The sequence below is a fragment of the Virgibacillus xinjiangensis genome (assembly GCF_042643145.1).
Lineage (GTDB): Bacteria > Bacillota > Bacilli > Bacillales > Amphibacillaceae > Virgibacillus_O > Virgibacillus_O xinjiangensis.
Window position 1 is genome coordinate 150,648 of sequence record NZ_JBHRSA010000003.1, and the last position, 22,108, is coordinate 172,755.

At 46.5% G+C, this 22,108-nt stretch carries 22 protein-coding genes; 14 read left to right on the forward strand and 8 right to left on the reverse strand.

The genetic code is table 11. From position 1 onward, the window contains the following. Positions 1–31: 31 nt before the first annotated feature. Positions 32–1,459, forward strand: coding sequence for an aldehyde dehydrogenase family protein (locus tag ACFOGI_RS00855; RefSeq protein WP_390266969.1), 1,428 nt, complete (start codon positions 32–34; stop codon positions 1,457–1,459). Positions 1,460–1,563: 104 nt separating this feature from the next. Here ACFOGI_RS00855 and ACFOGI_RS00860 read toward each other — a convergent pair whose 3' ends face one another. Next, on the reverse strand, positions 1,564–2,910 hold the full coding sequence (locus ACFOGI_RS00860; RefSeq protein WP_390266972.1) for an MATE family efflux transporter: 1,347 nt from the start codon (positions 2,908–2,910) through the stop codon (positions 1,564–1,566). A gap of 163 nt (positions 2,911–3,073) precedes the next feature. Here ACFOGI_RS00860 and ACFOGI_RS00865 point away from each other — a divergent pair, with 163 nt between their 5' ends. After that, positions 3,074–4,141, forward strand: coding sequence for an undecaprenyldiphospho-muramoylpentapeptide beta-N-acetylglucosaminyltransferase (locus tag ACFOGI_RS00865; protein WP_390266975.1), 1,068 nt, complete (start codon positions 3,074–3,076; stop codon positions 4,139–4,141). Between the two features lie 52 nt (positions 4,142–4,193). Here the strand turns inward: ACFOGI_RS00865 and ACFOGI_RS00870 are convergent, their stop codons facing one another. The 4 genes from ACFOGI_RS00870 to ACFOGI_RS00885 all read right to left on the reverse strand — a co-directional run bounded on the left by ACFOGI_RS00870 (position 4,194) and on the right by ACFOGI_RS00885 (position 8,643). Further along, positions 4,194–5,330, reverse strand: coding sequence for a Ger(x)C family spore germination protein (locus tag ACFOGI_RS00870; RefSeq protein WP_390266978.1), 1,137 nt, complete (start codon positions 5,328–5,330; stop codon positions 4,194–4,196). Beyond that, entirely contained in the window at positions 5,320–6,441 is a 1,122-nt protein-coding gene (locus ACFOGI_RS00875) for a GerAB/ArcD/ProY family transporter (RefSeq protein WP_390266980.1), read from the reverse strand. Before ACFOGI_RS00875 ends, ACFOGI_RS00870 begins: the two co-directional genes overlap by 11 nt. Positions 6,442–6,449: 8 nt before the next feature. Next, entirely contained in the window at positions 6,450–7,949 is a 1,500-nt protein-coding gene (locus ACFOGI_RS00880) for a spore germination protein (RefSeq protein WP_390266983.1), read from the reverse strand. A gap of 136 nt (positions 7,950–8,085) precedes the next feature. After that, positions 8,086–8,643: a beta-class carbonic anhydrase gene (locus tag ACFOGI_RS00885; RefSeq protein WP_390266986.1), complete on the reverse strand. Its 558-nt coding sequence runs from the start codon at positions 8,641–8,643 to the stop codon at positions 8,086–8,088. An 805-nt stretch (positions 8,644–9,448) separates the two neighbouring features. On the opposite strand from ACFOGI_RS00885, the gene ACFOGI_RS00890 reads away from it, so the two are divergent. The 6 genes from ACFOGI_RS00890 (at position 9,449) to ACFOGI_RS00915 (ending at position 14,169) form a co-directional block, all read left to right on the forward strand. Then, positions 9,449–9,700 carry a hypothetical protein gene (locus ACFOGI_RS00890; RefSeq protein ID WP_390266988.1) on the forward strand — a complete coding sequence of 84 codons (252 nt, stop codon included), beginning with the start codon at positions 9,449–9,451 and terminating at the stop codon, positions 9,698–9,700. A 65-nt stretch (positions 9,701–9,765) separates the two neighbouring features. Beyond that, a complete protein-coding gene (locus ACFOGI_RS00895; protein WP_390266990.1) occupies positions 9,766–10,602 on the forward strand; it encodes a S1C family serine protease in 837 nt (278 codons plus the stop codon). 72 nt (positions 10,603–10,674) lie between these two features. Next, on the forward strand, positions 10,675–11,397 hold the full coding sequence (locus ACFOGI_RS00900; RefSeq protein ID WP_390266993.1) for a PRC-barrel domain-containing protein: 723 nt from the start codon (positions 10,675–10,677) through the stop codon (positions 11,395–11,397). 288 nt (positions 11,398–11,685) lie between these two features. Then, positions 11,686–12,429, forward strand: a complete 744-nt coding sequence (gene sigI / locus ACFOGI_RS00905) for an RNA polymerase sigma-I factor (RefSeq protein ID WP_390266997.1) — start codon at positions 11,686–11,688, stop codon at positions 12,427–12,429. Beyond that, the gene (locus ACFOGI_RS00910) at positions 12,411–13,685 is read left to right on the forward strand and encodes an anti-sigma factor domain-containing protein (protein WP_390267000.1); all 1,275 of its coding nucleotides are present in this window, start codon (positions 12,411–12,413) and stop codon (positions 13,683–13,685) included. The genes sigI and ACFOGI_RS00910 overlap by 19 nt, the downstream gene beginning before the upstream one ends. A 70-nt stretch (positions 13,686–13,755) precedes the next feature. Further along, a complete protein-coding gene (locus ACFOGI_RS00915) occupies positions 13,756–14,169 on the forward strand; it encodes a hypothetical protein (protein ID WP_390267003.1) in 414 nt (137 codons plus the stop codon). On the opposite strand, the gene ACFOGI_RS00920 is transcribed toward ACFOGI_RS00915, so the two are convergent. Beyond that, positions 14,166–14,402 carry a YhdB family protein gene (locus ACFOGI_RS00920; RefSeq protein WP_390267006.1) on the reverse strand — a complete coding sequence of 79 codons (237 nt, stop codon included), beginning with the start codon at positions 14,400–14,402 and terminating at the stop codon, positions 14,166–14,168. The genes ACFOGI_RS00915 and ACFOGI_RS00920 overlap by 4 nt on opposite strands. A 167-nt stretch (positions 14,403–14,569) precedes the next feature. Between ACFOGI_RS00920 and ACFOGI_RS00925 the strand changes: the two genes are divergently transcribed. The 4 genes from ACFOGI_RS00925 (at position 14,570) to ACFOGI_RS00940 (ending at position 17,862) form a co-directional block, all read left to right on the forward strand. Further along, positions 14,570–15,292 carry a YhcN/YlaJ family sporulation lipoprotein gene (locus tag ACFOGI_RS00925; RefSeq protein ID WP_390267009.1) on the forward strand — a complete coding sequence of 241 codons (723 nt, stop codon included), beginning with the start codon at positions 14,570–14,572 and terminating at the stop codon, positions 15,290–15,292. 178 nt (positions 15,293–15,470) lie between these two features. Next, entirely contained in the window at positions 15,471–16,838 is a 1,368-nt protein-coding gene (locus ACFOGI_RS00930) for a dipeptidase (protein ID WP_390267012.1), read from the forward strand. A 67-nt stretch (positions 16,839–16,905) separates the two neighbouring features. Further along, positions 16,906–17,661: a (S)-benzoin forming benzil reductase gene (locus ACFOGI_RS00935; protein WP_390267015.1), complete on the forward strand. Its 756-nt coding sequence runs from the start codon at positions 16,906–16,908 to the stop codon at positions 17,659–17,661. Positions 17,662–17,736: 75 nt separating this feature from the next. Continuing rightward, positions 17,737–17,862 (forward strand): YjcZ family sporulation protein, encoded by a 126-nt coding sequence (locus ACFOGI_RS00940; protein ID WP_390267018.1) that lies wholly within the window; start codon positions 17,737–17,739, stop codon positions 17,860–17,862. Between the two features lie 53 nt (positions 17,863–17,915). Here the strand turns inward: ACFOGI_RS00940 and ACFOGI_RS00945 are convergent, their stop codons facing one another. Together ACFOGI_RS00945 and ACFOGI_RS00950 are read right to left on the reverse strand one after the other, a co-directional pair. Next, positions 17,916–19,553: a putative ABC transporter permease subunit gene (locus tag ACFOGI_RS00945; protein WP_390267021.1), complete on the reverse strand. Its 1,638-nt coding sequence runs from the start codon at positions 19,551–19,553 to the stop codon at positions 17,916–17,918. Further along, positions 19,546–20,271, reverse strand: a complete 726-nt coding sequence (locus ACFOGI_RS00950; RefSeq protein ID WP_390267024.1) for an ABC transporter ATP-binding protein — start codon at positions 20,269–20,271, stop codon at positions 19,546–19,548. The genes ACFOGI_RS00945 and ACFOGI_RS00950 overlap by 8 nt, the downstream gene beginning before the upstream one ends. Before the next feature lie 143 nt (positions 20,272–20,414). On the opposite strand from ACFOGI_RS00950, the gene map reads away from it, so the two are divergent. Together map and ACFOGI_RS00960 are read left to right on the forward strand one after the other, a co-directional pair. Continuing rightward, entirely contained in the window at positions 20,415–21,167 is a 753-nt protein-coding gene (gene map, locus ACFOGI_RS00955; protein WP_390267027.1) for a type I methionyl aminopeptidase, read from the forward strand. Between the two features lie 20 nt (positions 21,168–21,187). Beyond that, positions 21,188–21,955, forward strand: coding sequence for a cobalamin-binding protein (locus tag ACFOGI_RS00960; protein ID WP_390267029.1), 768 nt, complete (start codon positions 21,188–21,190; stop codon positions 21,953–21,955). Positions 21,956–22,108: the final 153 nt, after the last annotated feature.

Below are 22,108 nucleotides of genomic sequence, written 5' to 3' on the forward strand. Positions count from 1 at the left end.
TAAACAATGAATAGGAAGGAGAGGGATGAATATGCGTACCAAGACAGATCTTTTTATCAACGGAAAATGGGTGACTACCGAGGAAAAGCTTGAAGTGATGGATAAATATAAACAGCAAGTATATGCCAATGTCTCGAAAGCCGGAGAAAAAGAGGTGGATGATGCAATTGCCGGTGCGGCAGAAGCCTTCCGGTCAACACAATTATCTCCCTATGAACGCTATGAAATTTTGAAAAAGGTATCGGATCAACTATTGGAAGAAAAAGAGGAATTTGCTCAGATACTGGTCGCCGAAGCAGGTAAACCGGTGAAACAGGCAAGAACAGAAGTAGAACGTGCTGCACAGACACTGGAGGTTTCCGCAGAAGAAGCGAAACGCATCAGTGGACATGGGGTCCCCGTGGATGCTGCTCCTGGATCGGAAAATCGTATGGCATACACGGTCCGAGTACCTGTCGGTGTCGTTGGCGCCATTACTCCGTTCAATTTTCCAGTGAACCTGGTCACACATAAAATCGGACCAGCACTGGCGGCGGGGAATGCAGTTGTCCTTAAACCGGCAAGTGCGACTCCCGTGTCGGCACTGAAATTGGCAGAGCTGTTTGACCAGGCAGGCCTGCCGGCTGGATTGCTGAATGTCGTGGTAGGGTCAGGTTCAGTGGTAGGTAAGCAGATGCAGGAAGATTCCCGTATTTCGACTTATACCTTTACAGGCAGTGCTGAAGTAGGCCTGAAAATCAAGCAGAACACCGGGTTGAATAAATTGATCCTGGAACTTGGCAATAATTCGCCAGTGATCATCCATAAAGACGCTGACATTGATAAAGCAGCTTCCGTCTTATCAACAGCGAGCTTTGCTTTTGCCGGACAGACATGCATCACCCCCCAACGGCTATATGTCCACCGGGACGTCAGAGAGGAATTCCAGGAAAAGCTGGACAAAGCAATCAAAGAGGTGGAAGTGGGCGACCCAAGTGATGAAGCGACAGTGGTCGGCCCGATGATCGATGAAGAAGAGGCGGAGCGGGCAGAAGAATGGGTGAAAGAGGCAGAGCAAGCTGGCGCCACGATCGTGCGAGGAGGCACAAGGAATGGTGCTGTTTATGTACCTACACTTTTGACAGACGTCCGGAAAGATATGAAGGTTGTCAGTGAGGAGATCTTCGCTCCGGTGGTGAGCATTCTGGAATATGAAGACCTTGATGCCTGCATTGACGAACTGAACGAGTCCCCATACGGTCTCCAAGGAGGTATCTTCACACGTGACTTGGATACGGCTTTCCATGCAGCCAGAAGAGTGGAAGTCGGCGGTTTGATGATCAACGATTCTTCGCAGTACCGCGTGGACTTAATGCCGTATGGTGGGGTGAAAGATAGTGGATGGGGAAAAGAAGGCCCGAGATATTCCATCGAGGAGATGACAGAGGAACGTTTAGTTGTATGGAATCTGGATGGATAGGAAGAAAGCGAGGGGGCGCTCTCGCTTTCTTTTTTAGGAGAATGGAGCGCGCTTGGAGACGAATAATCAGACAGAATTCCTGCGTGTCCATCGTTTAGGGCCCCTTACCCCTGATATCTGCGTTGGATATGGAGCAGGCGCCACAGCAATGCCAGGGCACCAACACTCAAGCCGGTAATGATTCCGACCCAATACCCGAATGGTTCGAGGGCCGTGTAATTTGCGAGGATCCAGCCGGTCGGCAGGCCGATCCCCCAGTAGGAGCCGAGGGCGATCATCAGCGTCATATTCACATCCTTGTAGCCACGCAAGGCACCTTGGATAGGTGCTCCGATGGCATCTGCCAACTGATAGAAGATGGCATAGATGATGAATTGCTTGGTCAGCTCAACAACTTCGGGTGTTGAATTATATAAAGCGGCTACCGGCTCGTTGAAGGCATACAGCACAATCCCAGCGAAGATGGCGAACAGGAGGCCTCCGGATATCCCGATATATCCATAGGTGCGCGCCTCCCTGTAGCGCTTCGCCCCGACTTCGTACCCCACTGCGATGGTAAGGGCCATCCCTACGCTCAACGGCATCATATACAGAAGGGAAGCAAAGTTCATGGCCGCCTGATGGGCGGCAATGGTATAGGTGCTGTAGACACTCATCAAGAGTGTTACTGCAGCAAAAATGCTTGTTTCAAAGAAAATGGCGAGCCCGATCGGTATCCCGATTTTCAGCTGTTCCCACCAAGCGATAAGAGAGGGTTTTACCCAGTTGGACAGGACCCCGTATCCCCGGAATGGCTGTAGTCTATGGATGATGACCAGGGAAATCAGACAGACGACCCAATAGGTTGCAGCAGTGGCGATTCCGGAACCGATCCCCCCGAATGCTGGAATCCCGAGGCCGCCGAAAATGAAAATATAGTTGAAAAATACATTCAACGGCAGGGCCATCAATATAATGAACATAGAGGTGCGTGTTCTGCCCAGTGCATCGATGAAGCAGCGCAAGGTATTGAATAGGAATAATGGAATGATTCCAAGACTTAAAGTAACCAGGTAATATCTGGCAATATGCCGGACTTCTGAAGTCAGATCCATTGCATAGAGGACTGGGTTCAACGCCAGTGCGCCAGCTGTGATGACAAATAAGGCCAGGGCGCAGGATAAATAGATTCCTTGCTGAACTTTAATGGGTACCTCATCCTGCTGCATCGACCCGGTCAGCTGAGCGATAATTGGCGTAATGGCGAGAATCACACCATTGATTCCCGTAAATACCGGCAGCCACAAGTTGGCTCCGATGGCTACACCGGCCAAGTCATCTGCTCCCGCCTGGCCGGACATCACGGTATCGAAGAAATTCATCAGTGACATGCCGAGCTGGGTGATCAGCACGGGGATGACAATCACCATGAACAGTTTCAGTTTTTCTTTCAGTGTTTTTGTTTCATGCATACTTCTCTTCCTTTTTTTCCAGGTATCTATTACACTTTAATCAGGTAATCACGAATGCACCAGCCTGTTCCGTAGATCGTTTGGATTGGAATGGTCGGCAAAGCATCGTGTCCATTATACTGCTTTGTTCTGTAATAAGATAGATAGAAAGGACGTACATAACATGAATAAACGAATTCTCTTTACCGGTGGAGGTACAGCAGGCCATGTCATCGTCAACCTGGCTTTGATCCCTGTATATCGACAGGACGGATGGGAGATAGATTATATCGGATCGGAGAATGGAATTGAACGAAAGTTGATCGAACCGCTGGAAGGGGTCACCTATCATGCCGTGTCGACGGGCAAATTGCGTCGGTATATGTCGAAAGAAAACCTGAAGGATCCATTCAAGGTAATGAAGGGGACCATGCAGGCGTGGCGGATCATCGGGAAAAGGAAGCCGGCTGTCATCTTTTCCAAAGGCGGATTTGTTTCCGTGCCTGTGGTGGCTGCCGCCAAACTGCGCAATGTTCCTGCTGTCATCCATGAGTCGGATTATACCCCGGGACTTGCCAACAAGATTGCGATTCCCTTTGCTAAACGGGTGTTGGCAACCTTTGAGGAGACCATGCAGTATCTTCCCGAGAAGAAGAGGGAATATGTTGGAGCGGTCATCCGTGAAGAGCTGTTTGAAGGAAGCAGGGAAAAAGGACTTTCCTACGCGGGATTGGATGATTCTAAACCGGTCCTTCTCATCATGGGAGGAAGCGGTGGTGCTGAGAAAATCAATGCCGCTGTCAGGGAAAGCCTGCCCGAACTCCTTCCATCCATGCAGATCATCCATATTTGCGGGCAGGGAAAAACTGATCCGTCCATTCAGGAAAAGGGCTATGCTCAATTCGAGTACATCAATGAAGAGCTGAAGGATGTCTTCGCTGCCACGGATTACGTTTTGTCCCGAGCAGGGTCCAATGCCATTTTTGAATTTCTCGCCTTGAGAATACCGATGCTTCTTGTGCCATTATCCAGACAGGCGAGCAGAGGAGACCAAATCGTCAATGCCCGCTCATTCAAAGAAAAACGCTATGCCCGAGTGCTGGAGGAAGAGGAGCTTACGACCGATAAACTTGTAAGAGAAATCATGCAGCTGAAAGAACATGCACCGGTCATGCTGGATTATATGAAGAAGTACAAAAGTGAACAGGCGCGTGAACGGGTGCTTGAGATTCTAAAAGAAACGGCCAAATGACGGAAACTCCCCTGCAGATCCAATGCAGGGGAGTTTTTACATTTGTCTTCAGTTATTGGATGGTTCCATAATGGATTAGTTCAGCGTCCACATTGAAATCGACCGAAATATCAGGGTAGAGTTCCCTCCATTCATCTGAAGTCATCTCGCCATTCTTTTTCTGGAGACGGTAATACTTCCCGAAACCGAATGGGTCTGACTGCATATCCTGCAGTTTTCTCAGAAGGCTTCCATACTCCTCCTCCATCTTCTTGGCGATTTCCTTTTCGAAGAGCTCGGCCACCTTCTCATCCTCCACTACAATAACTTCAGAGAATTCGTCCAGCCGGAACTGTACCTTTACATTTGTTTGATAACGAAGTTCCTCTTTATCCACTAGTTTTGTTTTCGTGTTTCCTTTCAGTTGGATTTTGATATCAAGGCTCTCTTCACTGTCATTGTTTTTTTCGGGCATGTAATCCTGAAATGGCTCCCTGGGGAGGGACAGTTCAAGCGGAGCAGGCGCAATCTTATTGATGAACAGATTCAAATAGAATGCTTCTTTCAACGATAGTTCACCGACATAGCGGTCATCCTGGAATATGCCCATGGAAACTATGGCTGGAAGCTCCTCTTCTATATCCATCACCGGAAGCCATGGATCCTGCCCAGGCTCGAAGTACGTGCGGGAAAACATCTGCAAGTCGCTTCTTGGGATTTTATGTTCATTCTTCTCCTGTTCAATAACGCCATAAAGAAACTGTCCGATGTTGATTTCTGTAAGCTCCCTACCGGTGGTCAGTATCTCTTTCGCTGTCTGGTTGGTAACAGTCAGGAACATGGTGTCGGAAACCGTGGCATCCCTTACCAACATATTCAAATACGGAAGGATCCCCTGTTCTGCCGCCTCTTTACCGAAAAGCTGCAACTGCATCTGCCCTGATGCGAGGTGGTAGGCGGATTGGTTGCTTGCATCATTTCGCGCCCCTCTCACGGTTTTACCTTGGCCAATGACATTCTTAGTCAAGGTCGCTGCCTGTTCATCAAATTGAAAGATAACCATGGTCGTTTCTATCTGCTGGCCATCATCAGTTACATCGATTCCCAACGTGTGGATGATTCCCAGCCGTTCAATTTCCCTTGTTGGTGCACAGGCTGTCAAGAGAAGAAGTATGATCAACAGGTGGAAAACAGTTTTTTTATCGGGCATTACCTTTGCCCCCTTTAGACTTCTTCCATTTTTTCTTGATGAATACCATGGGAAGCAAGATCAGCGGATAAATATATACCAGCCAGAATCCTATAGTATCTGTCATATTAATGACTTTCTGAACGGCAAAATGGTCATTGATCAAAACAGAACCTACCAGTAGCAGTGCTGCAGTTATGTACAGAGTGGTCTTTTGTGGAACTTTGTATAAGCGGCTCATTCCATAGGTGACCGCCCACATGAACAGCAGCATATTTGGAAGGATGACCATCAGCCATTCGGCCACCACCACATAATCCAGCCGCTCAATAAAGGGAAATTCTTGTATCTTAAACAGTGACAGCCCTACCCATTCCCTCTGCTGCAACTGTTCTTTACTGAAATAGCCGATACTGATCATGGTGACCAACAAGGACAGGGAAACCGTCCAAAAAGCAGCAAAATAGCTAGGTTTATGGATTTTGTCCTTCTGTTGGATGAACGGGTAGATAAGAAAAAGTATTTCAAAGCCCGTAAACGTATAGGAGGTGCTCCGTGCACCACTGAGCAGTTCTGTGAAAGAAGCTTGAAAAAGTGGACGGAAGTGGGCAATCTGTATATCGGCTGCCGGTTCGATTAAGAGCAGGACAAGCCAATGGGTCATGAAGAAAAACAGGAAACAGACACCGACAATAATCCTCAGTCCCCCTGTTACGGTATAGACAATTAAGGAGATAAGCAAAACTCCAAGCACCAAGGGATGAATATAAGGAAACAAGAACACTCTCAAGATCTCAATATAGGTGATGATGACGGAAAATAGCAGCAAGAGAAAGTATAGGATATAGACCGTCCCTAATAGCTTACCGAGCCATGTCCCGAAAACATCCACCTGAATGCCGAAGATGTCCGCACTTTTGTACTGTTTCAGGATTATCAACATAACAGTCATGATGATAACGAGGAAGACATAGGACAGGAGAACGGAAATCCAGGCGTCCTGGCCGGATTCCTGGTACACAAGCCTAGGCAGGCCGACAATCCCTACCCCAAGCTGTGCCGAGGTGAGAATGAAAAATAAGTAGAATGCCTGGAGTTTTCGGTTTTCTTTCAGGTTCATGTTCACGTCCATTTCTACACCTACTTATCAATATCTTTTTTTGCCGACGATTTCCTTTTGTCCAGTCGCCTTTTATCTTTCGGCTGGAAAGAAGCGAACCTTCTTCCCTGGAACTGAGGTGGCAGGCGAAAGACGACTTTGTTGAAATCCTTCATGCGGAATGGATAAAGCGGAGTAAGATACGGCCGGCCGAGCGACTTGATTTTCAACAGATGGATAATCAGCAAACAGATACCATACATAATGCCGAGTATCCCCAGACTGCCAGCAAGTATGATCATTGGAAAGCGAAGCACACGGCTGGCAGTCCCCATCAAATAACTAGGAGCAGTAAATGACGCCAGGGCACTAAGTGCCGTGAAAATGATCAGGATATCGCTGGTGATCCCTGCCTGTACGGCAGCTGTCCCAATTACTACACCACCTACAATCCCGATGGTCTGACCAATCTTCGTCGGGAGCCTCGCACCAGCTTCCCGGAGCAGTTCAATCAGAAATTCCAAAAGCAGCGCTTCAAAAATGGGTGGAAAGGGCACCCCTGCTCTAGACTCCCCAATAGATACAAGCAGTTCTGTTGGTATCATTTCATAATGAAAGGTAACAGCAGCCACATACATCGGTGTCAGCAACAGGGTGATGGCCAGTGACAGGACGCGGATGAACCGGAGGAACGTACCGGTATTCCAGCGCATATACAAGTCTTCGGGTGATTCATAGAAACTTAAGAAAGTAGTAGGAGCAACGATGACGGATGGGCTGTTTTCCAACATGACACAGATTCTGCCACGAAGCAGAGAATAGGAGGCTCTGTCCGGCAATTCCGTAGTATAGAATTGGGGAAACAGTGTGAACGATGAATCTTCCACATATTGCATCAGCATATTGGTATCATCCACATGGTCGATATCCAGATCTTCCAGCCTTTGCCTCATGGTGTCGATGTCGGTCTGATTGGCGAGTGATTTGATATAGACCAGCCGTCCCTTGGTCTTTGCTCGACTACCGAATTTGATTTCTTCCATTACCAGGTCGGTGGACCTTACCCGCCAGCGGATCAAGTTCAAGTTGGTCGTAAGGGTTTCGGTAAAAGCGGATTTTGGGCCGACCACTACAGACTCTGTTTCAGACGTCCCAATCTGTCGGGCTTCCACATTCACCAGTGGGTAGGAGAGACAACGATCTTCATCCTCTATATAGATGAATACCTTTCCCTGTATGAGTCCATCAAGGATATCATCGAGCTTTTCAACTGACTCTCCGTTATGAAGCGGGATTTCATTCAAGAGATCTTTATTCGTCCATTCCTTGTCTTTGTTGAGAAGTTTGCTCAACAGGGAACGTTCGACTTTTTCAGGTTTGATTTGATAAGTGATGAAGAAGACAGCAATCTTCTGTTTCTGTACTTCATATACGGTAAAGCTGACATCCGGATTGTTTTCAAATTTCTGCTCAAGTATGTTTTTCAATTTTTCCGGTTTGGTGGGAAATATGCCGCTTGAGGATCGTTTCTGACGCTGCATACGCATAGGTGCCTCCGTAGATAATCAAAGAATGATTCAAGATACCCATAGTATGCGGAGAAAGGGAATAATTATGAGGAAATCCCAGGAAAAGCAGGAAAGACTGCCAGTAATATGGCAGTCTTTCCTAAAATCATCAGTCATCTCTTGTAACTAAATCGAGTTTCCCGGTACCAGGGTCGATCGCGAGCCCATGGACTTTCACCTCGGCTGGGAGGAGCGGGTGGTTGCGAATGATCTCCGCACTCTGTTCGACTGATTCTTCAACCGAACGGAAGCCACGGAATTCTTCATTCAAATCGATTCCTGAATGGCTCAAGGTTTCCAGTGTCTCCTTAGCTACGCCTCTCTCTTTCATTTTGTCTTCCAATGCTGGTACATCCATTTTTGACATCCCACAGTCATGGTGGCCAATTACCATGACCTGTTCCGCCTGCAGGTTGTAAATAGCGACCAGGATACTCTTCATGGTGCTGTCGAAGGGATCGCGGATGACTGCCCCAGCATTCTTCACCATTTTTACGTCTCCATTCTTCAAGTTGAGAGCTTTTGGCAGCAATTCCAGCAGGCGTGTATCCATACAGGAGAAGATGACCGTCCGTTTTGTCGGGAGTCCGTCCGTCTTATAGTTTTCGTATTCCTTATCGGAAACAAACTGCTCATTGAAAGCGAGCATTTCATCCAAATTCATCACATTCAGCTCCTTATCTGTTTTAACTAAACTTTATGGTTACTATAGCATTGCACGCCAAATTTCGCACAGAAAAAGCTGTAAGAAGATGAAATTGTCCATCTATTGTAAATATATTCCAATTTTTATTCGGCGTTTTATTGTTATAATTTACAGAATGTTATATAATAGTGGGAAAATGAACAAGAGGGGGGAGGAAATGTCCAGCATAGACCGTAAATGCCGCCTATGCAAAGATCCTATGAAAAGCAGTCCTTTCATGATGTGCCCTCATTGTCTCAAAGAAAGTGACAAAGTCCGTGCCTTTATCACAAAAAATCCACAGGTATCCCTCTCAGAAATTTCTCTGGCTACGGGTGTAGCCGAGAGTAAAATTAGACAGATGGTAAAACTGGGATTCAACAGTAAAACCAATCTAGGAACGGAAACCCGCTAACAGCATACCATTTTACAGAGGACCTTGAACGGCAGGGTGTTCTTTTTTTTTTGGCCTTTTCTTCAGTTTCTGCAGTAATCTCGCACTTTGCCTCTGCTGGGGCGAAATTCTGATTCTTAGATGATTAGAGAAGCGAGAGGGTTAAGTTTCCATAACCTCTCTTGCTAATCTCTTATAGAAATGATAAGGACTGCCACCGCTGCGACAAAATACTTCGCTTTCCATGGGCACGGCTTCAGTCTCCTCAGAAGAAGGGCGCTTCTTCCGGGGCCTTCAAGCTCGTGCTGTTCCCACTGGAGTCTTCGTATTTTGTCTACGCTAGGGGTAGTTTTCTGGTTTTCGAATGTGCGTGGATCATGGAATGAATGCCTAGTGAAGCTTTCTCACTTTGTCAATATGATTTTTTTTAATTCCAATCGTTCCATGAATTTTACTCAAGCTATGACTCTAGCGGAGGAAATCAACGAAGACTCCCGCAGGAACAGTGGCCAAAGTGAGATCCCGGAGAACGACCGTCCGGGAAGCCAACGGGTCACCCGCGGAAGGCGAAGCGGAACTTTCGAAGCGGCGGGTGAAGCACACAAAGAGAAGAAGCAAGTACAGGATTTTTCTGCAACAAGATGATACCATATAAATGAAGTAGTTTATGAGTCGGATCGTATACAGGACCAGCCTTCAGGAGGATTTCCATGGATAAAGACAAAGAGACGCAGCAGGATATCATCGATACAGACCTATACGAAGATCTCGGGGAAGAAGAGATATATGAAATTCTGGAAGAAGAGCGTCGAAAGACATGGGGAAGGGAGCAAGAAGAAGAGAAGAAAACAAAGAAGCCCCCGTTTCCAAGGTGGATCTTCTGGCTGATTGCCCTGGTGATGCTTTTCCATGTGGCCGCATTGCTTCCCCAAACATTTTCCATCCCTGCGATCGAATTCCTGACGACCTCTGCACGCTTATCCTCCCAAGAAGATATCCAAACATATAAAGAAGCGGTGGTAGTAGTAGAGACAGATGACGGAAAAGGTACAGGCTTCGGAATTTCTGAGGAGGGGACCATTCTTACCAACCATCATGTCATCGAGGGGGAGGAGAACGTAACTGTTGCCTTTCCAGAACAGGGGCTGTTTGAAGCAGATGTGGTGGAGACCCATCCATCGATTGACCTGGCTGTACTGGAAGTGGATTCCGAAGAAGAGAACCTTCCTTATCTTCAATTGGAAAAGGAGTCAGAATTCCAAGAAGAAGAGCCGGTGTATTTTATTGGTAACCCCCTGCGGTTTAATGGGATTGCCAACGAAGGGTCAGTGATCGGCTCTACGCAGTTGGATGATTGGGATCAACCAGTTATGATGATGGATGCTCCTGTATATAGGGGAAACAGTGGAAGTCCGGTGATCAGCATGGATGGGAAAGTGGCAGGTATTGTTTTTGCTACGCTGAGACATGAAGAGCATGGCAGGGTAGGGTTGTTTGTACCGATAGATTATTTTCACGCGAAGTATGAGGCATCCTCTCTTCCATAAAGTCCATTTGGTTTGGTGTTATAGGATCGAGGGAATATTCTCTGTACCATCCATTTGGAAGGAGGATTTCTCGTGCGTTTTTTTACTTCAGATATACGAGACTATAATATTCAAGCAACAGATGGTGAGATGGGCAAAGTGAAAGATCTATACTTTGATGACACCGATTGGACGATCCGCTATGCGGTGGTAGACACGAGAAAGTGGCTGCCGGGCAGGAAAGTCCTGCTGGCGCCGTCTTCGTTTACCAATCTGAACGAAACAGAAAGACAGCTTGAAGTAGAATATGATAAAGATACCGTAAAAAATAGTCCGGCTATACCAGAAGGGCAGGATATAACTGCAGAAGCTGAGAATTCATTGATCGGCTATTATGGCTGGAGCCGTTACTGGTTGACCAGCTCCATGTGGGATGTGGACAATAGCCCGATCACTTCTACCTTCGATCAGGCTGAATCTCTTAGGGACAAGGCCGCCAATGATGTTCCTGTAAGCGAGGATACTTCTCACAACCTCCGAAGCGACGAAGAAACAACCGGTTTCAAAGTCCATGCGAATAATGGAAAAGTAGGAACGGTGGCAGACATGATCTTTGATGATGAAGACTGGAAAATCCAGCAGCTGGTCATTCAGAGCAGTGAAAGCTATATCGAAGAGAGATATCTGCTGGCGGTACCGGAAGAGATAGAATCCGTTGATTGGTATGAGAAGGATATCTACCTGGATATCCCGTTGGAAACAGTTAATCAAAAGCAAGTGTACCCCAAAAAAGCGGATATTCTTGTCGAACGCTGATAAGATCCAGAATGCCTCTATTCAGAGGCATTTTTTTTATGAATACGTCAGGCAAAAATATCTGCAACTGATATTTAAATAAACTGTAATGTGAATGAGATAGCTTCCCATTGCTGGATAGTTTATGATGAAAGATGGTTTATTCTCGAAAAGTAATGATGACTACGATAAAAGCTGGTGAACCCATGATGGATATAACTGCAATAGGTGGCAATATTTACTTGAAAATTATACCCACAAAAGATTGGACGATAACGAAATTTATGAAGGAAGGGGTGCCTCTGTTTGATGATGAGCAGCAGATTGAATGACCCTTCTTTGGAAGAAATGGTTGAAATGGCGCAAAACGGTGATCATTCTATACAGAATTATATTCTCGATACATATAAACCCTTCATTGCAACATGCGTTTGCGAGGTTTGTAAAAGGTATATCGACCCGCACAGAGATGACGAATTCAGTATAGGACTTTCCGCTTTCAATGATGCCATATTCTCCTATTCCCCTGAGCGCGGCAGTTCGTTTCTTTCTTTTGCGAAATTGGTAGTGAAACGGAGGGTCATCGACTATATCAGGTCCATGGTCAAGAGGCCAAAGGTGGTCTCTTTGGATGAAACGTATGATATGGATCGGGCTGAGACTCCAAGGGAAATCACTGCCGTTCAGGAGAGATACCAGATAGAGAAAGACGCTTGGCATCTTCGTGAGGAAATTGCGGATTTCAAGGAAAAGTTGGCAGAATATAAATTGAGTTTAGCTGAGATCGCTGACGTTTCGCCTAAGCACCGGGACGCGCGTGAATCAGCCATACATACGGCAATGGTGCTGTATGATGACGAGCATTTGCGTGAGAAGGTGCAGAAGAAACAGAAACTGCCAATAAAAGAACTAGTGAAGTCAGTGAATGTAAGTAAGAAAACCTTGGAAAGAAACCGGAAATTCATTCTGGCTATTTTCATCATATTAAGTGAGGATTATCTATATCTCAAGGATTATTTGAAGGGGGTGGATGGATGCCAAAGGGAATCATAATGGAACATGAGAAGAAATGTACCATCATTCTCACAAGGGATGGCACATTTCAAAAAGCTGCGCCAATAAAGGATGCACATGTTGGGATGGAAGTCAGTTTCGAACCATTGACTGAGCCGCCGAGGTCTTTAAGTGGCAGCCAGTATATCCGCCTGCTTGCGATTGCCTCCATCCTGCTGCTTGCGGTATTTCCCGTTTACTTCCTGACACAGGCTGAAAAGAGCTATGCCTATGTCAACCTGGCAATCAATCCAAGTATTGAACTCGAAATTGGCGAAGCATTCCAGGTCAAGGGCATTCGTGCCATCAATGAAGATGCCCGCAATATCGTCGATAATCTGACGGATTATCAACATGAGAAGCTGGATAAGGTAATAGCACGCATCATCGAGGAAGGAAAAGAGGCAGGGATTATCCAGCTGGGAGAAGAGCGGAGCATGTTGATCGGAATCAGTTACATATCAGAACATCGCAACGACCCTTCCCTCGACCAAAACATCGAGAAGTTTATCAAAGATGAAGAAACGAATTGGAACATTGCCTCCTTCCAAGTTCCAAGGGATTGGCACGAGGAAGCAATGGAAGAAAATAGATCGATGAACGAAATAATGGCGGATGTACTGGAAAACCAAGAGGAAATACCGGAGGATACAGCTGATTCATTAAGTGAAGAAGATATAGATATTATTCATTCTTATTATGGGGAAGAGAAAGAAACTTCAGCGACTGAACAAGAATCAGCAAACCGTCAGGAATCGAAGGAAGAGGAAGAGGACCCTGTATCCGGACCGGTTAAACATCCAAGTGAACGGAAAGAGCAGAATGCGGAAGGAAACAAAACACCCCCTTCTGCAGAAAAGGATAGATCAGACTCGGCCAATAACAGAGAGAAAACACCAGGTAATCATGCCAACCAAGGACAATCCATGAAAGGGAACAGCGACAAAGCAAAAGAAGAACCCAAGGGACCGAAGAGGGGGGATGAACGAAACAATGATCATCCCCCCTCTGAAAAAAACGCCAAGAATGCAAGCCCTGGCAAAGGAAATAATAATGGAAGAGGAAAAGATGAAGATATAGGTCCTCCCCATGGAAAACCTCCAGCGAAAAATGGAAACAATGACAGCATAAGGGAGAAGCCCGGCAAAAATGGGAGTATGGGAAAAAATGGAAATGGCCCGGTTGAAAATAACGGCAATGGCCGGGGAGGACCAGGAAATAATGGACCTCCAAGCAACGTGCCCCATGGGAGATAAATAAACGAAGGGAGTGCCGGGTCACGGGCACTCTTTTATAGTGGGGAAAATGGTTGATAATCGGTGAGTCGTGTGCAGGAAATCAGCCGGAGAGCGAATTAATCGGCAGCACCTGCGCGATATCCGCGGGGAGCGAATTAATCAGCAGCACCTGCGCGATATCCTCCGCAGAGCGAACAAATCAGCAGAACGCCCGCGATATCCGCGGAAGAGCGAACATATCGGCAGCACCTGCGCGATATCCTCCGTAGAACGAATATATCAGCAGCACCTGCGCGATATCCTCCGCAGAACGAATATATCAGCAGCACCTGCTGGATATCCGCGGGAGAGCGAATATATCAGCAGCACCTGCGCGATATCCTCCGCAGAGCGAACAAATCAGCAGGACGCCCGCGATATCCTCGGCAGAGCGAATATATCGGCAGCACACAATAAATCAAAACCGGGATGCCACCTTTGGCATCCCGGATTATTATTTTAGACTTCCATCAGTACGACGGGTTCCTGTTTCATGGCGTGGTCCAAGTAATAAAGAAGGTTGTCGTGGTTCTGCATGATTTTCCTTTCATCAAGCGAGTGATGGTAGGAATTGAGGAATAGCTGGATTTTTTTGGAAAGCAGATCATCATCGGTCCGTACCATCAGCACCAGTAGATCGTCCCAGTGTCCCCAGAGTGTATAGTAGAGCGCTTTGTCATAATCAGGTATCTTCAATGGTTCCCCTCCTCTAAGTGTAAGGGTTGTTTATATCCTTCCCCATCACCCAATAATATTTCCAGCATTTAAAGTGGCTTCGTTGCCAAAATCAGGAGATTTTTACAACGGAATAATAAGTGTTCTATGTTGCATACTAAAAGCAAATCAGTAAGGAGGAATAAATGATGAAATGGAAAATACTGAGTTTGCTTAGTGCATTGCTTGTCATCCTCGCAGCTTGCGGCAATGGAGGAAATACAGATGACAATGGAGCTGCAGGGGATCCGGAAGTCGATCAAACCAGGTATAATAATGTGAATGATACTGGTGAACGAATGAACAGGGATAGAGAATATCAACTGATCCGGGATTCTGAAGGCGATCAGGAGGACGGCAATGGTGCAACACGATACGATGTATCTGAACAAGCGGCGGAAAGAATAACCGAAGAAGTGGAAGGAATTAATCGTGCTTACGTTCTGACTACAGAAAACACAGCCTATGTTGCTGCGGGCATGGATGTAGACAGTACGGAAAGAAATGACAAAGCCGGAAATCAGGGGAATGGCCAAAATAATGCTGGAAATGATGGAAATTTGACCGGTACAAACGGTGGAGACAATGAAGGTGCAGGTGAAATCAATGGCACCAATGGCGGTGATCAGGGTGATACCGGGAATGCCGATGGTGAAGACCAGTTGAGCGATGAAGTGAAAGAACAGATCCGTGACGTTGTACAATCTGTCGATAATGAAATTGATAACGTATATGTGTCAACGAACCCAGAGTTTCTAGATTTGACCAATAATTATGTGGATGATGCAAACAATGGGGATCCTGTTGAAGGAATGTTCGACCAAATGGGCAACATGATTCAGCGTATTTTTCCGCAAAACGGCAACAATTAATGACATAAAAATGAGTGATTCGATAATAAGGATCGCTCATTTTTATTGCCCGGGAAATTTTACCGACACATTACATACCCCTTCCCCTATATTGGGCGATTATAAATGGTACTCTGCTGTTTATCCAGTGGCAGAATATGCTAAAATTAATGGGACAAAGAAGAAGGAGGGCTTTCTGATGACGGAGAACGTTTTGGCCTATCTGAATGAAAATCGGGAGCAACTGCTGAATAAATTGAATGAGTTTCTTTCCATCCCAAGCGTGAGTACCGATCCGGAACATAAAGAGGATGTACAGCGGGCGGCAGATTTTATCGTTACATATCTAAAGGACATTCCCTTTGAGAAGGTAGAAAAACAGGAAACTGGCGGACATCCGCTGGTATACGCTGAATATAATGGAGCGGGTGAGGAAGCCCCGACTGTTCTGTTCTATGGCCACTATGACGTGCAGCCTGCAGATCCGCTTGAACAATGGAACAGCGATCCATTCCAGCCTGAAATCCGGGATGGACGTCTTTATGCAAGAGGAGCCAGCGATGATAAGGGACAGGTATTCATACATCTTGCTGTCTTTGAAGCGTTTATGAAAACAGAAGGAAAACTGCCCCTCAATGTCAAAGTATGTATCGAGGGGGAGGAAGAGATCGGCAGCGAAAACCTCTACAATGTTTTGCAGGAAAAAAAGGAGCAGTTTTCGGCCGATTTTGCTGTAATATCCGATTCTGGCATGGTGGCCGAAAATCAGCCGACCATTCTCTATGGACTGAAAGGTTTCACCGGTGTAGAAATAACCGTGGACGGGCCCGATCATGACCTCCATTCCGGCATGTACGGTGGCGCGGTTCGAAATCCGATCATGGCTCTCAGCCATATCCTCTCCTCGATGAAGAACGAAGAAGAAGTGGTGACGGTCGATGGCTTCTATGATGGTGTAGAGCCGATTACCGAAGAGGAAAGAAAGCTGATTGCCGAGGTCAAAGGGGAGGATTTCCAGCAGGCAACAGGGGTGCCGGAAACCGTCTCGGAAAAAGGGTATACTGCAAAAGAGCATACACAGGCCCGGCCGACTTTCGAGATCAATGGAATATACGGCGGATATCAAGGGGAAGGAACGAAAACCATCATCCCTTCTTCTGCAACAGCTAAAATCACTTGCCGCCTTGTGCCTGGACAGGAACCGGACCGGATTCAACAGCTGCTGGAAGACCATGTCAAGAGGGTGGCTCCCTCCGGTGTAACGGTGGATGTCAAAAAAGAGAAATTATCTGCGAAGGCATACAAAGTGGAGCCCGATCATCCATTGATCAAAAAAGCGGCAAATAGTTATACGAAAGCCTATGACAAGGAAACGGTGTTTGTCCGGATGGGCGGATCGATCCCAGTGGTGGAGTGGATGGATGACATCTATCAAATGCCAATTGTATTGCTTGGGTTCGGTACACCAGAAGACCGGCTGCACTCACCGAATGAGAGCTTTCCTATCGACAGTTTCGACAAAGGAATGGAGACATTGGTACATTACTGGAATGAGGTCAAGGAATAACCGAGTTTTCAACCGTTAATAACGGGGAAATATGAGGTAGTGGTAGTCAACATAAGGGGGGAAACCGATGAAATACGCAGTTATAACAGGAGCTTCCAAGGGGTTGGGGGAGTCTGTAGCCAAGTTGTTTCTGGAGTCAGGAATCAATGTGATTGGTATTTCCAGAAGCAAAAGCAGCACCCTGCCGAAACATGCAGAAGAAAATCATGTACAATACCAGCATTTCTCCTGTGATCTAGCAAACATGGATGAACTGACGGACACTTTTGAGAAAATTGAGGAAGAAATATACACAGAAGATCTACATGCTGTCTATTTGGTCAATAATGCCGGAGTGGTGGAACCGATCGATCAGGCCATGAACGTGAGTGGCAGTGATTTAGTCAAGCATTATCAAATCAATACCATCGCACCGATGACATTAATGAATCTTTTTCTGAAAAAATCCGTGGAGGCTGATGTGCCTCTTTATGGAGCCAACGTGACCTCGGGAGCGGCTGAGAGGGCCACATACGGTTGGAGTGCCTACAGCAGCTCAAAGGCAAGCATCAACATGTATACGAAGACGGTTGCCTTGGAACAGGCAGAGTTGAAGACCGATAATAAAGTAATTGCGTTCAGTCCAGGAATCATGGATACAGATATGCAGGAAAAAATCCGTACCAGTTCCCAAGATCAGTTCACTGCTGTCGATACCTTCAAAAATTACAAGGAAAAGAATCTGCTCCGGGACACGGATGCAGTTGGAGGCGTCCTTGTGGATATTCTCACAGATGAGGGGATCAGAAATGGAGAAATCTATAATGTAAAAGATTATCTATAATCTGTGCGAATGCCCTACCCAAATTATTTTCAATGCATACAGTAATGTAGATTGAAAATAGGGAGGGAATTATTCATGAGCGATAAAGGTAGAGGTAACGGGTTCAGCTTTGCGCTGTTGGTCGTACTTTTCATTTTGTTGATTATCATCGGAACTGCTTATAATGGTCACGGCTACGGCGGAGGTTATGGCGGTTATTAATGAATAGAAAATGCAGCGGCTCCATTTGATGGGCCGCTGCATTTTTTATATTTCTAGAGGAGTTGATGGTGGTCGGTATCCAATTTCTTGACCAGAAGTTGGTGGATGAGGAAGATTCCCCCCAACAGAAAGGCCATCAACAGAAAAGCGGTGGACCATATGCCCTGGAAAACAGGTATCCGCCACAATAACAGGACAAGGATACCAATAGGCACCATAGAAAAGAGCAGGAGGAACAGGCCGGTCACACGAGCTTTGAAAATTTCCTGTTCATCTGTCCAATTCAACCGGGGGCTGAGAAAATCCAGGTAGGTTCCCAATAGGCTGATCAGCCAGCTGGCAGTGAACATGATCATCAACCAGAACGGCAGAATGATCAATGGAGCGCCCATGAACAATCCCAAAATAAAAACCAGGCTGATTGCCAACAGGTTGATGATCCAAGCTGTTGCAATCTTGCTGAATAGCACCTGTTTCATAGGAAGTGGGAGAAATAGATTGGCCTGCCAGTTTTTCCCTTCCCGGGATATGGAGGATATCGATGTACCATTTCCTGCCAGGGTAAACAGGCCGATGACGGACAAGAGCAATAGCCACTCTTTGGCATTGAACATGCTTCCTAGCGTTCCTAGAGGGTTATCACCGAAGTCCATGATGAACAGCACCAAAATAAAAATGGGAGCAAACAAGCTTTGGATGACACACTGCATCAGAAACGTCGGTGTCCGGAAGATCAGCCGCAGTTCTTTGAGGATATAAGCCATCCATACCGGACGGGTTTTTATTTTCTCCCTGGGATTTTTCCCTGTTTTTCTTTGGCTACCACCACCTGTTCCCTGTACGCCCTTGAGGTATAGGTGTTGCCCCATCCAGATGAACAGCAGGACAGCCGCCAGACTGATGCCCATCATCAGCAAAAGATGGAGAGCACCGGACCATGCAGCTGCATTACCTAATGCCATTGCGCTGAAATATGCAGGCGGATAGAAAGAAGTTGCCGCCTTCAATAATCCCCCGTTTTCCTGGAGTAATCCTGCCAGGTTCTGTATGGTATCATCTGAACCCGTATTCATCCGGATGAGAACATTCACCAGAATAATCATGGACAATGATAAAATACCGCCAAGCACTTTAGAGCGGTCTTTGTTTTTCGAGATATTGATGAACCGCATCATGACCATCAGCACGAGTGAGGCAGCGGTAAACGGAACCAGCGGCAATGCAAGGTACAGGAAGAAGCCATATATGTAAAAAAGCAACGAGGCACCGCTAGCCGCCCCATAGGCTAAATACACAGGAAAATACACGGCAGCACTGATGACATACATGTAGATGAGAGGATTGGAAGCTTTGGCCAAGAGTATCTGATAGGGATGGAAAGGAAATGGGATAAAGGATGCCACATCTTCCGAAAAATAAAAAGCGCCAACCACCGTCATAAAGCCGACTAGGAAAAGCAATAGGTGTACCATAAGAAACAGCAGACCGAGTATCAAATGTTCCTGTTCGAGCGGGGCGAGGATTGAATATAACGACCCAACAAGATTATGGACGACAGTCAAGTAGATGATGGCCATCGGAACCAAAAACAAGGCAGCAAATACATAGACCCACAGTTGTGAATTGTTACCCCCTGAACGGGAATATTGCATTTTCAGTACAGTTTTGGTGAGCAGCCAAGTATTACGCATCGTTGGTCAACTCCAAAAATACCTTTTCCAACGAATCCCCGGTCTGATAGGTTTCCCTCAATTGGTCCAAGGTTCCGTGAAACAGCACGTTCCCTTGGTTGATTACTGCTACTTCGTCACATAATTGTTCGACGACTTCGAGCCCATGGCTGGAAAAGAAGACAACATTTCCCTGGTCGGCATGCTTCCTCATCATTTCTTTCAGTATATAGGCTGATTTAGGATCCAAGCCGGTCAACGGTTCATCGAGAATCCATATATCTGGGTCATGCAGCAATACACCGGACACGATGATTTTCTGCCTCATTCCATGCGAATAGGTTTGGATATAATCATTCAGTGCATCATAAATATCGAACTGCTTTGTCAGGGTTTCAATTTTCTCTTTCTTGACAGGTGCCGGCACCTGGTATATATCTCCGATGAAGTTCAGGTAGTCGATTCCTTTCAGGCGGAGGAACATATCCGGCTGGTCTGGAACATAACCGAAGATCTTCTTTGCTTCCAAAGGTGATTCCTCAATATCGATGCCATTCAAGGTGATGGTTCCGTTATCCAACGGGAGCACCCCTGTCATCATTTTGATGGTCGTGGACTTTCCTGCACCATTTGGGCCGAGGAAACCGGTGATTTTTCCATCTGGGATGGTGAGATTCAAATTATCGATGGCTTTTTTCTTTCCGCCATAATTTTTATCGACATGCTTTATATCAATCAAATAAATGCCTCCTGTAATGAATAGTGCCTACTGAAAAGCCGCGTGTTTTATGATACACTTTATGATGGAGTTTGTACTTGAAAACATGTATACCAGTTATTTTAACATATAGATGGTGTTATAGACGGAAAGAGGGGAATTAGATGATCACAAGAAAAAGTAAACGAGAAATTGAAAAAATGCAGGCAGCAGGAGATCTGCTTGCCGAAATCCATCAGGAAATCGCCAAGATGATCCGACCGGGGATCACCACCATGGAAATCGATGCCTTTGCAGAGGAATATATGAAAAAGCATGGGGCGACACCGGAGCAGAAAGGATACCAAGGATATCAATATGCCACTTGCGCATCCATCAATGATGAAATCTGTCATGGCTTTCCGCGGAATGAAAAGCTTGAGGATGGGGACATCGTGACGGTGGATATGGTCGTCAATTTGGATGGAGGTCTTGCTGATTCTGCCTGGACCTATGCTGTTGGAAATTTGGATGAAAAAGGGAAACGTCTGATGGATGTCACGAAAACCGCTCTTTACAAAGGAATCGAACAGGCGCAGGTCGGTAAAAGGCTCGGAGATATCGGCCATGCGATCCAGACATATGCTGAAGGGGAAGGTTTCTCGGTCGTCCGTGATTTCACTGGGCATGGCATTGGACCAACCTTGCATGAGGATCCGCATATCCCGCATTTTGGATTGCCTAATAAAGGACTTCGTCTGAAAGAGGGCATGGTGATCACCATAGAGCCAATGATCAATGAAGGAAGCTGGCACAGTAAAATGGACGATAACGGCTGGACCGCCCGTACGGTGGACCAAGGGCGGTCCGCACAATATGAGCATACCATCGTCATCACGAAAGATGGGCCTGTGCTTACCACTGATCAAGGAGAATAGTACATTACGGGGGGAGTCATATGCGTATTGTATCCATATGTCCGAGCAATACGGAGATTGTGGAATATCTGGGGAAGACAGAGGAACTGGTAGGTGTGGATGATTATTCCGACTGGCCAGAACAGGTGAGGGAACTGCCCAAAGTAGGTCCTGATCTATCCATCGATATGGAGCGGGTGGCCTCACTGGAACCTGATTTGGTCCTTGCCTCCTTAAGTGTCCCGGGAATGGAAAAAAATATTGAAGCACTTGAGCAGCAAGGACTTCCCTATATCATCCTCAATCCGAACTCCCTGGAAGAGATTGCCGCTGATATTCGTAAGACAGCTGACTCCCTTGGATGTCCGGACCTTGGGGCTGAAAAGGCGGGTGAATTCCTTCAGGAGATCGATGCCTGTCGCAAACAGTCAGACATGCGGGAAGAGCGGCCGAGACTCTATTGGGAATGGTGGCCGAAGCCGGTTTTTACACCGGGAGCAGTGAATTGGCTCACGGAGATCAGTGAACTTGCCGGTGCCATGAATGTTTACTCAACGGAAGAAGAGGCAAGTGTTCAAACAAACTGGGAGGATGTCAAGCGAAGGGATCCCGACCATATCTGTATGGTTTGGGTCGGCGTCAAGGAAGAAAAAATGAATCCTGAGCTGGTGAAGAAACGCCCGGGCTGGGATGAGATGCGAGCGGTCAGAAATGGCAACATCCATGTACTGGAGGAGTCTTTGTACTGCAGACCTTCTCCCCGGCTCCTGAAGGGGCTGCGTAAACTGATGAAAGTGCTGGATGCTTGATATTCTAATTCTAATAAAAAGAGAGGGCATGACCCATAACTGGGGTTATGCCTTCTCTTTGTGTGCCCGGCATGTGCGCACGCTTTAGGGTTCGAGTCCCGAGCGGTGAAGGTCATTGTAACCGTTAGCTAAAGGCAAGGGTGTCCGGGGTGA

Excerpts from the sequence above, each read along its gene's own strand:
- map (WP_390267027.1), top strand. The coding sequence starts at position 20,415 with ATGATCACAAGAAAAAGTAAACGAGAAATTGAAAAAATGCAGGCAGCA.
- ACFOGI_RS00935 (WP_390267015.1), top strand. The coding sequence starts at position 16,906 with ATGAAATACGCAGTTATAACAGGAGCTTCCAAGGGGTTGGGGGAGTCT.
- ACFOGI_RS00930 (WP_390267012.1), top strand. The coding sequence starts at position 15,471 with ATGACGGAGAACGTTTTGGCCTATCTGAATGAAAATCGGGAGCAACTG.
- sigI (WP_390266997.1), top strand. The coding sequence starts at position 11,686 with ATGATGAGCAGCAGATTGAATGACCCTTCTTTGGAAGAAATGGTTGAA.
- ACFOGI_RS00880 (WP_390266983.1), bottom strand. The coding sequence starts at position 7,949 with ATGCAGCGTCAGAAACGATCCTCAAGCGGCATATTTCCCACCAAACCG.
- ACFOGI_RS00865 (WP_390266975.1), top strand. The coding sequence starts at position 3,074 with ATGAATAAACGAATTCTCTTTACCGGTGGAGGTACAGCAGGCCATGTC.
- ACFOGI_RS00940 (WP_390267018.1), top strand. The coding sequence starts at position 17,737 with ATGAGCGATAAAGGTAGAGGTAACGGGTTCAGCTTTGCGCTGTTGGTC.
- ACFOGI_RS00960 (WP_390267029.1), top strand. The coding sequence starts at position 21,188 with ATGCGTATTGTATCCATATGTCCGAGCAATACGGAGATTGTGGAATAT.
- ACFOGI_RS00870 (WP_390266978.1), bottom strand. The coding sequence starts at position 5,330 with ATGCCCGATAAAAAAACTGTTTTCCACCTGTTGATCATACTTCTTCTC.
- ACFOGI_RS00895 (WP_390266990.1), top strand. The coding sequence starts at position 9,766 with ATGGATAAAGACAAAGAGACGCAGCAGGATATCATCGATACAGACCTA.
- ACFOGI_RS00855 (WP_390266969.1), top strand. The coding sequence starts at position 32 with ATGCGTACCAAGACAGATCTTTTTATCAACGGAAAATGGGTGACTACC.
- ACFOGI_RS00875 (WP_390266980.1), bottom strand. The coding sequence starts at position 6,441 with ATGGACGTGAACATGAACCTGAAAGAAAACCGAAAACTCCAGGCATTC.
- ACFOGI_RS00925 (WP_390267009.1), top strand. The coding sequence starts at position 14,570 with ATGAAATGGAAAATACTGAGTTTGCTTAGTGCATTGCTTGTCATCCTC.
- ACFOGI_RS00945 (WP_390267021.1), bottom strand. The coding sequence starts at position 19,553 with ATGCGTAATACTTGGCTGCTCACCAAAACTGTACTGAAAATGCAATAT.
- ACFOGI_RS00860 (WP_390266972.1), bottom strand. The coding sequence starts at position 2,910 with ATGCATGAAACAAAAACACTGAAAGAAAAACTGAAACTGTTCATGGTG.
- ACFOGI_RS00910 (WP_390267000.1), top strand. The coding sequence starts at position 12,411 with ATGCCAAAGGGAATCATAATGGAACATGAGAAGAAATGTACCATCATT.